Source organism: Flavobacterium succinicans LMG 10402 (assembly GCF_000611675.1).
GTDB lineage: Bacteria > Bacteroidota > Bacteroidia > Flavobacteriales > Flavobacteriaceae > Flavobacterium > Flavobacterium succinicans.
The window spans coordinates 165,312-179,765 of sequence record NZ_JATV01000008.1 but is presented as its reverse complement, the minus strand read 5'-3'; the positions used below and the strand labels follow the sequence as shown (position 1 = coordinate 179,765).

The window sequence follows — 14,454 nt, the reverse complement described above, 5'->3', positions numbered from 1 at the left end:
ATCTAACTTCTAATTTCTAACTTCCCTCTTCCTCCTACTCCTTCGGGGGCTAGGGGGCTTCGTTATTTAAACGCCGTTACAATCAATAAGGCCAAACTACTAATCACACTACCCATACTTACCCATTCCCCTGTCGTCATTTTCTTGGTTGCTGGTTTTTCTGGCACTACGATTTGCGATCCTGGTAGTACTTTAGGATAAGAACGCCAAAACAAGAAATGTCCAGTAACGGCGGCTTTCCCATTTGGATAAATCACATAGGCTTTTTTTCTCCAAGCCTTAGCATCGGTACCTCCAACGGCATCCAAATAATAAGAAAAACCACGACCTCTTTCATAAGGGATTTCAGAAGTCAACAACACATTTCCAGTTACTTTAACACTTTCACTTAAAAACGAAACTTCAATTTCATCGCCAGGCAACAAGGTAATATTTGACGTACTGCTTGGTTTTTTTAAAATGGATTTCCATTCTACAGGAATAGTAGCAAACTTCAACTCTTCTTTTAACTTATGCTCTAATTTATTTTGAATACTGTCTTTCTTACCCAAATTCAAATTGATATTTTCCAAATCTTCGATCTGTTTGGCTTGAATGGGACGTTTAATCTTAACACTATTAGGGTCTGCTAAAGAAGACAAACCGCCTGCGCGTTGAATGATATCGTATATCTTTTCTTTCTTGTTGACCAAAGCGTATTTACCAGTATAATTCACCGCTCCACTCACGCTAACTTGTTGTGGCTTTTCATAAACAGCAACTCTGCGGATATTAATGACATCATAAGGATGCAATTGGAAATTTTTCAATTGCTCATTTGAATAAGCACTGATTTCAAAATCAAACAATGTTACACGATTAGGATTATTTACATCTTCCATTTCTGATTTCATCATACGAGCAATTTCTACTCGCTTTGAAGCTGCCCCCGTAAGTCCACCTGCCTGAACTATTACATCATTTAAGGATAAATTTTCGAAATAATCATAAGTCCCTGGCTTTTTAATCTCCCCATCAATACTTACGGTATAGTTTTCTTGAAAATCTAAAATGGAATAAACGGTAACAATATCTTCTTTTTGCAGTTCGATATTCGAAAGTACATCGCCTAACAAAGCTTTACCCAAATCCACATTCACAATTTCGGTAGTCAAATCCGATTTTAATCGAACAATTCTAGCGCGAATTCTGTAAGCATCTTCTTTTAATCCATCGGCTTGTGTGACTAAATCCGAAATTCGCATCCCTTTGTAATAAGAGTAAGTATCAGGTCTAAATACCGCTCCTTCAATTTTGATACGATTCTCAAAACGATTCAAAATTTTTGTCACCTTAAATACATCACCTGCCAGAGGTTTATAAGAAGAGAATTCACTCGACTTCACGTCTTTCACTTTGAACTCTTTACTTGTTTTTTGTAAAACATTCACCGAAGCCGTATACGCTACATCCGTAAAACCAGAAGCAAAACGCAACACATCACTAAAAGATTCGCCTGTTTTCAATTCAAAAATACCAGGACGTTTCACTTCTCCTTCAATCGTTACTCGCTTAGTGTAGGCTGGAATACGAATCACATCGTTGTCTTTCAACCCAATATTATCCGATTGATTCCCATTGACCAAAAAACGATAAATATCTATATTTCGGTACACTTTGTTGTTTCGAATTAATTCTATATTTCTATAACTTCCATTTTTAGAAGGGCCGCCTCCTAAATACAAGGCATTGTATACGGTAGCCAACGAAGAAACAGAATAATTTCCAGGTTGTTTACTCCCTATTATAGTCACTTTGATGGTACGAATACGACTCAAACTCACCCCCACTTGCGATTGCCCTGAAGCTACTGTACTATACACTCGTGCAATAGCAGCACGTATTTTTTGAGTAGCCGCTTCAATAGTCAAGCCCGAAACAGGAATTTGTCCTACGTATTGAATCGTCACTTTCCCTTCAACCGAAACTGGAATGCTAGCATTGTATTCTTGCACCCCATACACACTTACTTGTAGTTCATCACCCGGTCCTAACACATAATTCACGGGAGTCGCTAATTTCAAATCCGGTTCAAAATTCAAGGTCGGATTATCAAATAATTCTGAACCAAAAACTAAGGCGTTTAAGGTGTCTTTCACTTTTTTATTGCTATACGTTTCTTGCTCTCGCAACGCTACTTTTTTATCACCACTATCTTTTTTAACCGTTGTATTAGTTGGAGTAGTACTCGACAAACGCGTTTTCAATTTCGCAAATTCTCCCGCCGACATCCCTTTCGCCAAAGCCATCGGCTCCGCTTGCTCAAGCGTCACATTATTAGCTTGCAATTGTCCCTTGATTTTGGCAACCTCCGCATCAGTCAAATAATCTACTTTCAAAGTACTCAAATCCTGACTTTTCAATAAATCTTGCGCTAACACCACTGAAGACTGCAAAAAAGCCAATACAACAACAAAAGCAATTACTATTTTTTTCATATTTTAGAATGTATTTATTTTCAGCCTTTAATCGACTGCCACAAGAAATATCCTCTCTTTTTCTTAAACTTTTTCTTATTTACTTTAGGACTAAACTTCCCCTATAACTTCTAACATCTCACTTCTAACATCTCACTTCCAATATCTCATTTCTGCCATCTTATTTTCTAACATCTCACTTCCAATATCTCACTTCTGACATCTCACTTCTGACATCTCACTTCTGACATCTCACTTCTAACATCTCACTTCTAACATCTCACTTCTAACATCTCACTTCTAACATCTCACTTCTAACATCTCACTTCCAATATCTCACTTCCGACATCTCACTTCTAACATCTCACTTCTAACATCTCACTTCCAATATCTCACTTCCGACATCTCACTTCCAATATCTCACTTCTAACATCTCACTTCTAACATCTCACTTCTAACATCTCACTTCCTCCCACGGCTTCGCCCCTGTGAGTCCCATACAAGACTCCCTTTCTATATTTTTGGCGAATTTAAGACAAATAAATAAGAATTGTAGTCTTATTTAAAACTTAAATTCGTGTTTTTTTTATTGACTTAATGGTGAATAGGTTATCCGCTTTCAGTTTTCAGTTAGCAGTTTTCAGTTAGCAGTTTCCAGTTAACGTTTTGGGATAGTTTATTAACGTATTATACGTTTACCCTTCACCTAGCCTATCAACATATAAACAACTAAAAATCAAACTTTAAACAATAAACTACAAGCCATAAACTACAAGCCATAAACTACAAACTACAAACAACAAACTTTAAACTCTTAAACATTTAAACCCTTAAACCCTTTTCTCTCCACTCTCAACACACACCCCAAAGCTTCCAAGACCAATACATAACTACTTTGCTTCACTTCTTGTACTATGGCCACTTGATCTTTGAACATTCCTTGTTCAAGTACTATACGATCTCCAGGCTGCCAAGCAGTAACTTCGACATCAAAGTCATCGGGACCCGACAACCAATGTTGTAGCGATTGCATCTCCAAATCTCTAACGATGGCTGGTTTACCTAACCAAAACAAATAGCGTATCACTCCCACTACTGCAAAAACAGCATTTCGATCTTTCTCCTCCAACTGTACAAAGACGTAGGAGGAAAAAAGCGGCACTTCCACTTTCTTTTTGCGATCACTCCATTGTTGCACTTTAGTAACCGTAGGACAATACGCCTCAATACCAATCGCATTCAGCTTATCAGCTACCTTCTTCTCCCATTTGGGCTTTGTGTATAATACGTACCAGTTCATATTCAATTTTCAGTTATCGGTTATGGGGTGTCAGTTATGGGTTATGAGTTGTGGGGTGTCGGTTATAGGGTGTCAGTTATGGGGTGTCGGTTGAAGGTTATCGGTTGCCTGTTGTGGCTAGAAGTTGCATTATCGGATAGCTCATAACGGGCGACCCACATCTCAAAACTCACAACCGATAACACACAACTCACAACTGAAAACTCACAACTGAAAAAACTCACAACACACAACACACAACACACAACACTCACAACTCATAACCCACAACTCACACAACCCACAACTCATAGCAAATCCCACATCAATACAACCCAATGTATTCTTGTCATATCGAGCGCAGTCGAGATCTAACAATGGCCCTCGACTGCACTACCATTGACGTTTTTGTTTTAGAAGGGTTTCGACTGCGCTCAACCTGACAATGTAAACATCATTTTATATTGCTTTTTTTAGAATAAAAATATACCTCGAACTGACAAAATGGACTATTTTAAATAAGCTTTTAGTATCACACCCCTAATGTCTCCTCTAGCAGTTGATGCTGAGCGAAGTCGAAGTTCAGTCGAGAAGTCTTGTTTTCGACTCCCTTTAGCGTCGGGTTACAACGAAAACTTCCCTAGACAACTCATAACCCACAACTCACACACCCACAACTCACACACCCTCACAACACACACCCACAACTCACAACCCACAACTCACACAACCCACAACTCAACTCACAACCCACAACTCACACCCCTCACAACTACCTATAAATACTGCTTTTCATAATACGAAGCATACGCCCCCGAAGTCACGCTATTCAACCACTCTTGATTGCTCAAATACCAATCGATAGTTTGTTCTAAACCTTCTTCAAAAGTAACCGACGGCTTCCAACCCAATTCTTGATTAATTTTATGGGCATCGATAGCGTAACGCAAATCGTGTCCTGGGCGATCTTTAACATAAGTAATCAAGGCCTGAGACGTCCCTTCTGGGCGACCCAGTTTTTGATCCATTAATTGGCAAAGTACTTTTACCAAGTCGATATTTTTCCATTCATTAAAGCCACCGATATTGTAGGTCTCGTGATTTTTTCCCTGATGAAACACCAAATCAATAGCTACAGCGTGATCTTTCACGAACAACCAATCACGGGTATAATTCCCATCGCCATAGACAGGCAAGGGTTTATTATTAATTATATTATTAATAAAAAGTGGAATCAATTTTTCAGGAAAATGATAGGGGCCGTAGTTATTAGAACAATTGGTCAATACATACGGCAAGCCATAGGTTTCGCCATACGCACGCACAAAGTGATCCGAACTCGCTTTAGAAGCCGAATAAGGAGAATTCGGATCGTAAGGAGTCGTTTCGGTGAATAAGCCTTCTGCTCCCAGAGTACCATACACCTCATCGGTCGAAATATGATAAAAACGTTTCCCTTCAAAATTATCTTTCCACAGATTTTTAGCGGCATTCAATAAAATCATGGTACCGAAAACATTGGTTTTCACAAAAGACAACGGATCGGTAATCGAACGATCTACGTGAGATTCTGCGGCCAAATGCAAAACACCATCAAATTGATGCTTGGCAAACAAGTCGTTAATAAAAGCCTCATCCGTAATATCCCCTTTCACGAAAGTGTAATTAGGCGCTTTTTCAATATCCTTAATATTCTCTAGATTCCCAGCATACGTCAAGGCATCTAAATTAAAAATATGATACTCCGGGTATTTCGTCACAAAACGACGCACCACATGCGACCCAATAAACCCCGCTCCTCCTGTAATAACAATTTTTTCCATTTTTTATCTAGTTTTTTTTAGTGTTCTATATTTAATTTGAGTTGAATCGTTGAATTGTTGAATCGGTTATTTGCTGAACTGTTAAATCGACTATTTGCTTCATTGGACAAATGGTTAACTGATTATTCGTAGTAACGTTGAACTCTTAATCCTTGCTAATTTTGCATTAAACGCCACAACCTATAATTGACAACAACAAACCCTCACCCTCTTACGTATCCCTTGTCAACCTTTGCGGTTAAACCTCCACCAAAACCCACAACCAATAACTCACGACCCACAACTCACATCTCACATCTCACCTCTCACCTCTCACACCTCACATCTCACACCTCACACCTCACATCTCACATCTCACATCTCACTTCCGACAACCCAATACCCACCAGTCTTTGATGCGCCTCTGAATTCAATTTTATCCTCATCCCTTAATTGTTTTACCCAACGTTCTACAGTTCGTTTTGGAACTTCGAAATGATTCATTAATAATAAAACATTAACTCCCGGGTTCTTTTCAATAAAACTAAAAATCGCTTTTGAATCTACATTTACTATATCAGTCGTTTCTAAATTTACACCGCCATTTACACCGCCATCCTTAATTGCATTCGCATGAGAAAAAACAGTTACACGAAAACCATTTTGAATCACTTCAAAGGTAGGAGCTAACAAACCATAATTCAAAAAAGCATCGGTAATTCGCTTGATACCCGAACCATATTTTTCTATGATACCCGCTTCTCTAAACAAATCTGAAATTTTCCTATTCCTCGCGAATGAGGTATACCTACCTGATTGCAATTGCGCTATAGTCAACCCATTTCCTAACCCTCCAGGGTTATAAAACTCAATTTTATGATCAAATATTTTGATAATGGAATCTCCCGGATTTTGATAATCGCGATGCACAATCATATTGACTACAATTTCACGTAATGCTTCTAGAGGATATTCCCAACGTTCTTCGCGTTTAGGATCACCTGTTATGATATAATTTTATTGATGTGTTTTCTAACAAAAGTGAGTGTTTCTTCAACTTCAGTAAATAAATCAGTTTGCAAAACCAAACTGTCTTTGATACTAGTCTCTGTTGAAAAACGACCTATTGAAATCGTAGCATCAAATAGTTCATTTTTGGAAAACAGTAAATGACAAGCATTGGCAATTTGCCCATTCTCCTTTACCAATTCAAACTTCCGAAGTATCGTAAGTGGGTCATCTTGAATTTTAGTATCCCGAATTTCATTAGACGAAGCTATAAAACGATTTACTTTCTCTAAATCAATAGACCCTAAATCATAACGAGACGAGGGATAATAATCCCAACTAGTATTGAACGTCTTCAAATGCAACTCTGAAATTTCTTGCAAGCTAATTTGGTGATTGGCATTTTTTACTCTCTTATAATACCTGCCTTTAAATGCAACAGGTTTAATGGGAAATTCTTTAATCTCAAAAACCAATACTTCAACACCATTCATTTCTTCGTGGGTTACATCTGGTATAATCGAAGGAATGGTTTTGTTTTTTACTTCGTTGGTCCATTGCTGAACACTTTCTTTTCCAATTTTAAAACTAGAACCCGCAAAACCATTATCATCAACACCTACATAAACAGATCCTCCTTCAGCATTAGCAAAAGCCACCAAAGAAATAATCACCTCATCATTGAAGTTTGATTTAAATTCGATATGCTGATCCTCTTTTTTCAGTATTTTTTTTTATTATGCTACCCTCTTTATTTTACAGTAGTCCATCTTCTGTTATCCGTCAATTACAACCGACAACTGCTCTTCCTAACTATTCACTTCTCACTTCTCACCTCTTACTTCTCACTAAGGACTAAGGACTATTCACTAATTACCAATAAACAACTGTACACTTCTCACACCTCACTAAGGACTAATTACTATTCACTAATTACTTCTCACTAATTACTTCTCACTCCTCACTAAGGACTAATTACTATTCACTAATTACTTCTCACTAATTACTTCTCACTCCTCACTAAGGACTAATTACTATTCACTATTCACTATTAAATAATCACCACCCTACAACTTTCCATCAACAGGCACTTGCAACACCCCTTTCACATCATACAACACACTTTTTTCTTTTCGTAAAGTGGTATAGTCCATAGTTAAAAAAGCTTCATGAGCCACTCCTAAAACAATACCATCGAAAGCCACTTTGGGCAAATCAGTACTAGTGACCAAGTTGTACTCGTGTGCCACCTCAGCAGGATTGGCCCAAGGATCGTAAATCGTTACGGCAATACCATAATCTTGAAAGGCACGAACGACATCTACAATTTTGGTATTGCGTACATCAGGGCAATTTTCTTTGAAAGTGATGCCCAGCATTAAAACGCTAGCACCATTGATCACCACCCCTTTTTTGATCATTAACTTCACTACTTGCGAGGCCACATATTCGCCCATACTATCATTCAAGCGTCGTCCAGCCAAAATAATTTCCGGATGATACCCTTTCTCTTGGGCTTTTTGTGCTAAATAATAGGGATCTACTCCAATGCAATGACCCCCTACCAAACCGGGTTTGAAGGGTAAGAAATTCCACTTGGTACCCGCAGCTTTTAATACGGCACTGGTATCAATGTCTAATAAATTAAAGATTTTAGCCAGTTCGTTAACAAACGCAATATTGATATCTCTTTGGGAATTTTCAATCACTTTGGCCGCTTCGGCTACTTTGATAGACGGGGCCAAATGCGTACCGGCTATAATAACCGATTGGTATAAGGCATCGACTTTTTGTCCAATTTCTGGAGTGGAACCAGAGGTGATTTTTAAAATTTTCTCAACCGTATGTTCTTTATCCCCAGGATTGATACGTTCGGGCGAATAACCTGCAAAAAAATCAACATTGAATCGTAAACCCGAAACGCGCTCCAATACAGGCACACATTCCTCTTCGGTAACACCGGGGTAAACAGTAGATTCGTAAATAACAACATCTCCTTGCTTAAGGACCTGTCCAACGGTCGCACTCGATTTGTACAAAGGAGTCAAATCCGGACGGTTATTTTTATCCACAGGCGTAGGAACCGTCACAATATAATAGGTGCAATCCGCAATGTCATCCATAACATTAGAACACAGCAAACCTGTTGAAGCGGACTCAAAATCAGCAACCAAAACCGATTGCAGCACAGCATCCGACACCTCTAAAGTACAATCCGTACCCCGACGTAATTCAGCAATTCTCCCTTCATTGATATCAAATCCTACCACTTGGTACTTGGTAGCAAAAAGTCGCGCCAACGGCAATCCTACATAGCCTAACCCAATTACGGCAATTTTTATTTTTGTATCCACCATTGTATTTTTTTTAGCTGTAGCTCACCAGAAACAAGCTACTTCAATTTCTTTTTTTGGGGCGTTACCACAAGGGTCGGGCTTTCCGCTACAATCTTTTTGAGGCCGAAAAAGCCTCAAAAAGGATTTCCACTACAATCCCTAACGCAGCAGCCAGTAGTCCTCAAGACGTCTAGTTTATTAAAACCAAAACATCCCTGTTTCACACCAGCGTCTGCAAATATAAGAATTTCATAACAGCTAAAACCAGTTATTAACCAGCGCCAAAAAAGGAAAAGGTTGCACTCCATTGCCCTGGAATACAACCTTCTGTTTTTGAAACACTAACATCCTTTGATTCCTTTTTAAATAAATAAAAAATCACTAAAAGTAGTGAGACCACATCCGGCAAGGAATCACCGAATTAATACTGATTATTTTACATTTTACACCATCAGATTACTCCTTAAACAAATTAGCGATCAAACGATCAACCAATTAAATTTTATAACTAAACCACTATGGACTAAAAGGCAATAGATTTGGTTTGGCCGACTTAAAGTCTGCAAGGTTGGAATATAATTTAACCGCAGATTCGCAAATTATTATAATTATTAATCTTTTAAAATCTGCGAATCTGCGGTGTGAAAATTTTTAGAAACTAAAGCGAGATGCACTTAAAGCGTATAACTTTAAACTCTATTTGAGATCAATAAAGAATCAACTTACTTTGCCCCCCCCTTCAAAACAACATTAAATACTATTTTTTGAACAATTTCAATAGAAATAGACCTTACCTTTCATTTGAAAAAGAGCAATAAAAATGAGCTTTAGCCATTCTTAATTTTACATTTTGCAGAAAGCGAATAGAAATCAATTAGTGTGTAATGAACACATCTCACAACTCACAACTCACAACCAAAAATCCACAACCCACGTACACTCATCTCACATCTCACAACCCACAACTGAACACATCTCACAACTCACAACCAAAAACCACATCTCACAACCAAAAACCCACAACCCACATCTCACATCTCACACCCCACAACCCACAACTGAACACATCTCACAACTCACAACCAAAAACCACATCTCACAACCAAAAAACCACAACTCACATCTCACATCTCACAACCCACAACCCACAACTGACGTACATAAATCTGCAATCAAAAATCAACAAAAATAGCATCCTTTATTCCTCAACTTAATTAGATTTCAATAAGAATAGGCTTTAGCCAAAATAATAGAATAATTTCAGCTAAAGCCTCTCAACCTTTATAACTATAAAATCTCGCTTTAGCGAGATGCAATTCATTTAAGTATTTTAAATCCGTTTAATCTGTGCCATCTGCGGCCTATTAAGAGGCATCCAGACTGTGTCGTCCTAAAATAGGTTCACATTTTTTTTTTAATCCGTTTAATCCGTTCCATCTGCGGCCTATTAAGGATTACGCCATGGAACACAAAGTATTTATATGAAGGGACACCCAAAACCCACAACTGATAACAATAAACCACAAACAACAACTCACATCTCACAACCCACAACTGATAACTCAAAACACACAACTCACACGTTACAAGCGATTAAAAATCTTCTTTACTATAAAACAGCTGTCCTACCCTATCGATATGTGCCAACAAATCCGAATTAGCAATTTTTCTTTTTTGCGAAAGGTCAATTTTATAGGGTAACAACAAATCATCCAATTGTTGCTCCAAAGCCAAAAAATCAGAAAAGGACATCGTTTCTTCCACTAGTGTCAAATCAATATCCGAACCATTCTTAAAATTACCTTTCGCTCTTGAACCATAAATAAACACACTTTCAATGGCATCATAATCCGAAAAAACGCGATTAATTTTAGCAATATCTTCTGTTTTTAAGCCAAATTGTATCATATGAGCGTTTTCATTTTCTCGTTAAACGCAACAAACAAATCATAGTATACCACAAACACTTTGTCTTTAATTTCTTTAGCCGTACTTTCATTATAAGTATGAGACGATTGATTTCTGCTTTTTATCATTTCCATCCATTCAGCACCATCCTGAACCAATCCTTTTTGAAAAGCCTCTCTAGTAGCATCGCGAGAGCCTGTAATAGAAGTTGTACCTTGGTATATAAAATAATCCTTCATCACATTCCAAGCCAATTCATGTGTGAATTCAAAGGCCTGTATCAGCCCTTGCTCCTCCAATTCATTCAAATCTCCCTTTGCAATGAACTTCTGCAATTGTCCGAGTGCTTTTTGATAATTCGCCAATCGTTGTTTCCAACGGATATCATCTTCCATAAATACTCATTTAAGTATAAAATTAAATGTTTTAACACAAATAACAACATCTATTGTTTCTAAATTTTTCGACAGAGTAGCTAAAGCTCTTCTGAAACCCACAATCAGCATTAGACTTCCCAGCAAAAATGAAGTATTTAATAAAAACAGGAACTCCCTACCTATTAACGATTGTTTTAGGACTAGATTGACCAATTAAAAAGAGAAACCGAAAGGTTGGTAAGTAAGTATAACGCATGAATGACTGTCCTACCAAATGAAAGCCCTTATTTTGATTTTCTAAACGGAGCGCAAATACTATCTTTTTTCGAAATTTCAACAAGAATGAGCTTTAGCCATTCTCAATTTTACATTTTGCAGAAATTAATTAGTGTTTTGTCAATCCCCAATATCCACTTCTCATTATTCACTTCCTCAAAACCCACAACTAAACACATCTCACAACTCACAACCAAAAACCCACATCTCACATCTCAAAACCCACAACTGACATACATAAATCTGCAATCAAAAATCGTTAATCAAAAATCAACAATAATAGCATCCTTTATTCCCTAACTTAAAAACATATCAATAAGACTAGGCTTTAGCCATTCTTAATCTTACATTTTGCAGAAATTAATTAGTGTTTTGTCAATCCTCAATATCCACTTCTCATTATTCACTTCCTCAAAACTCAAATCCCACAACCCACAACTGAACACATCTCACATCTCACATCTCACAACCCACAACTCACAACCAAAAACCCACATCTCACATCTCACATCTCAAAACCCACAACTGACGTACATAAATCTGCAATCAAAAATCATTAATCAAAAATCAACAATAATAGCATCCTTTATTCCTGAACTTAATAACATTTCAATAAGAATAGGCTTTAGCCATTCTTAATCTTACATTTTGCAGAAATTAATTAGTGTTTTGTCAATCCCCAATATCCACTTCTCATTATTCACTTCCTCAAAACTCAAATCCCACAACCCACAACTGAACACATCTCACATCTCACATCTCACAACCCACAACTGCCGTACATAAATCTGCAATCAAAAATCAACAATAATAGCATCCTTTATTCCTCAACTTAATTAGATTTCAATAAGAATAGGCTTTAGCCAAAATAATAGAATAATTTCAGCTAAAGCCTCTCAACCTTTATAACTATAAAATCTCGCTTTAGCGAGATGCAATTCATTTAAGTATTTTAAATCCGTTTAATCTGTGCCATCTGTGGCCTATTAAGAGGCATCCAGACTGTGTCGTCCTAAAATAGGTTCACATTTTTTTTAAATCCGTTTAATCCTTGCCATCTGTGACCTATTAAGGATTACGCCATGGAACACAAAGTATTTACATGATAATAAATAGACTCTCGGGACAAAAAAAACGAGGCTTAAGTACCTGACATCAAATCTCCTATCTCTAAAACACACCCCCAACCCCTCTCAAGAGGGGAGCAAACCGCTTAATCAAATTAAGCATGTGGTATTCAAGAGACTTCTTTTACCAAATATCTGTCTTTAAGTGTCACTTCGAGTAGTTTATATTGAGCGAAGCGAAGTACTGTCGAAAGGCCTTGTTTTACCTACACGCCTTGTTCTCGGCTCCCTTTAGGGTCGGGGCAAAACGAAAACCCTCCCTAACACCCCACAACCAACAACTCACAACCAACACCCCACAACCAACAACTCACAACCAACAACTCACAACTCCACAACCAACAACTCACAACTCATCTCACATCTCACATCTCACAACTCACAACTCCACAAACAACAAACTATTAACAATAAACCAACCAAATTCTACGCCCCAATTCCACAATACACAAAACCAATGGCTCTCATCTGATCGGCATCTAAAATATTTCGGCCGTCGAAAACAAAAGCAGGTTTTTGCATGCTATCATATATTTTTTTCCAGTCATAGGATGTAAACTCATCCCATTCTGTTAGTATCGCTATAGCGTGTGCGTTTTCACAGGCTTCATAAGCAGAAGAAGCGGCTGCAATCTGACGACTATTTTGCTCCGAAGTTCTGGAGTCTAAGTAATCCAAATCAGCTAACATCTTTTTGAACGGCACCTTTGGATCATATACCGAAATAATAGCCTCTTCATTAATCAAATCGTCAGCCACATAAATAGCGGCAGATTCTCTAGTATCATTGGTATCTTTCTTGAAGGCCCAACCTAAAAACGCGATTTTTTTACCGGCTACAGTATTGTATAACGTCTGCACTATTTTATTAGAAAAACGTCTTTTTTGATGGTCGTTCATGATGATCACTTGCTCCCAATAATCGGCTACTTCATGCAAACCATACGATTTAGCAATATAGACCAAGTTCAAAATATCCTTCTGAAAACATGATCCTCCAAACCCTACTGAGGCTTTCAAAAATTTGGGTCCAATACGAGAATCCATTCCGATCGCTCGGGCCACCTCGTTCACATCTGCGCCTGTTTTTTCACACAATTCCGACATCGCATTAATAGAAGAAATACGTTGCGCTAAAAAGGCATTAGCTGTTAATTTCGATAACTCGGAAGACCAAACATTAGTGGTCAAAATCTTCTCGGGTGCCACCCAATTGGCATACACATCTACCAAAGCTTGAATCGCTTCTTGCCCTTCAGCCGTAGTATCGCCACCAATCAAGATGCGATCCGGATGCAAAAGATCGCTCACAGCAGTACCTTCTGCTAAAAACTCTGGATTGGACAAAATTTGAAATTGCACACCATTGCCCGTATTGTCCAGAATACTTTTTATCGCCTCAGCCGTACGCACAGGCAAGGTCGATTTTTCAACTACAATTTTATTGTCTTTGGCAATCTTAGCAATCTGGCGGGCACACAATTCAATATATTTCAAATCAGCCGCCATCCCTTTTCCTTTACCATAGGTTTTGGTCGGGGTATTCACCGAAATAAAAATCATTTGAGCTTCATCAATGGCTTTTTCCACTTCAGTTGAAAAAAACAAATTACGTCCTCTGGCTTCCTTGACGATCTCGGCTAAACCAGGCTCATAAATGGGAATAGTATTCACGTCAGCATTATTCCAAGCCGCAATACGCTCTTGGTTTAAATCGACTACGGTAACTTGAATTTGTGGGCATTTTTGTGCTATAACCGCCATTGTTGGCCCTCCAACATATCCGGCTCCTATGCAACATATTTTTGTAATTTTCATATATTCATTTTTTCATTTCATTTCTTTCATCTTTCTTACTTCTCACATTTCACTCCTCGCTAATTAC

The 14,454-nt window shown here is 37.9% G+C and carries 9 protein-coding genes; all 9 read right to left on the bottom strand.

The features are described from left to right. Positions 1-62: 62 nt before the first annotated feature. The 9 genes from AO58_RS0109825 to AO58_RS0109790 all read right to left on the bottom strand — a co-directional run bounded on the left by AO58_RS0109825 (position 63) and on the right by AO58_RS0109790 (position 14,387). Positions 63-2,477, bottom strand: coding sequence for an SLBB domain-containing protein (locus AO58_RS0109825; RefSeq protein WP_024981549.1), 2,415 nt, complete (start codon positions 2,475-2,477; stop codon positions 63-65). 793 nt (positions 2,478-3,270) lie between these two features. Continuing rightward, positions 3,271-3,756, bottom strand: coding sequence for a UpxY family transcription antiterminator (locus AO58_RS0109820; protein WP_024981548.1), 486 nt, complete (start codon positions 3,754-3,756; stop codon positions 3,271-3,273). A 755-nt stretch (positions 3,757-4,511) separates the two neighbouring features. After that, positions 4,512-5,558: a dTDP-glucose 4,6-dehydratase gene (gene rfbB / locus AO58_RS0109815; RefSeq protein WP_024981547.1), complete on the bottom strand. Its 1,047-nt coding sequence runs from the start codon at positions 5,556-5,558 to the stop codon at positions 4,512-4,514. Positions 5,559-5,912: 354 nt separating this feature from the next. Then, positions 5,913-6,473 (bottom strand): ATP-binding protein, encoded by a 561-nt coding sequence (locus AO58_RS17600; protein ID WP_051536662.1) that lies wholly within the window; start codon positions 6,471-6,473, stop codon positions 5,913-5,915. A 68-nt stretch (positions 6,474-6,541) separates the two neighbouring features. Next, complete coding sequence (locus AO58_RS17595; protein ID WP_255211332.1) at positions 6,542-7,249, bottom strand: AlbA family DNA-binding domain-containing protein; 708 nt, start codon at positions 7,247-7,249, stop codon at positions 6,542-6,544. 363 nt (positions 7,250-7,612) lie between these two features. Then, positions 7,613-8,902, bottom strand: coding sequence for a nucleotide sugar dehydrogenase (locus tag AO58_RS0109805; protein ID WP_170852016.1), 1,290 nt, complete (start codon positions 8,900-8,902; stop codon positions 7,613-7,615). Between the two features lie 1,572 nt (positions 8,903-10,474). Further along, positions 10,475-10,789, bottom strand: a complete 315-nt coding sequence (locus AO58_RS0109800) for a nucleotidyltransferase domain-containing protein (RefSeq protein ID WP_024981545.1) — start codon at positions 10,787-10,789, stop codon at positions 10,475-10,477. Then, positions 10,786-11,184 carry a nucleotidyltransferase substrate binding protein gene (locus AO58_RS0109795; protein WP_024981544.1) on the bottom strand — a complete coding sequence of 133 codons (399 nt, stop codon included), beginning with the start codon at positions 11,182-11,184 and terminating at the stop codon, positions 10,786-10,788. The genes AO58_RS0109800 and AO58_RS0109795 overlap by 4 nt, the downstream gene beginning before the upstream one ends. Positions 11,185-12,995: 1,811 nt before the next feature. After that, positions 12,996-14,387: a UDP-glucose 6-dehydrogenase gene (locus tag AO58_RS0109790; RefSeq protein ID WP_024981543.1), complete on the bottom strand. Its 1,392-nt coding sequence runs from the start codon at positions 14,385-14,387 to the stop codon at positions 12,996-12,998. Positions 14,388-14,454: the final 67 nt, after the last annotated feature.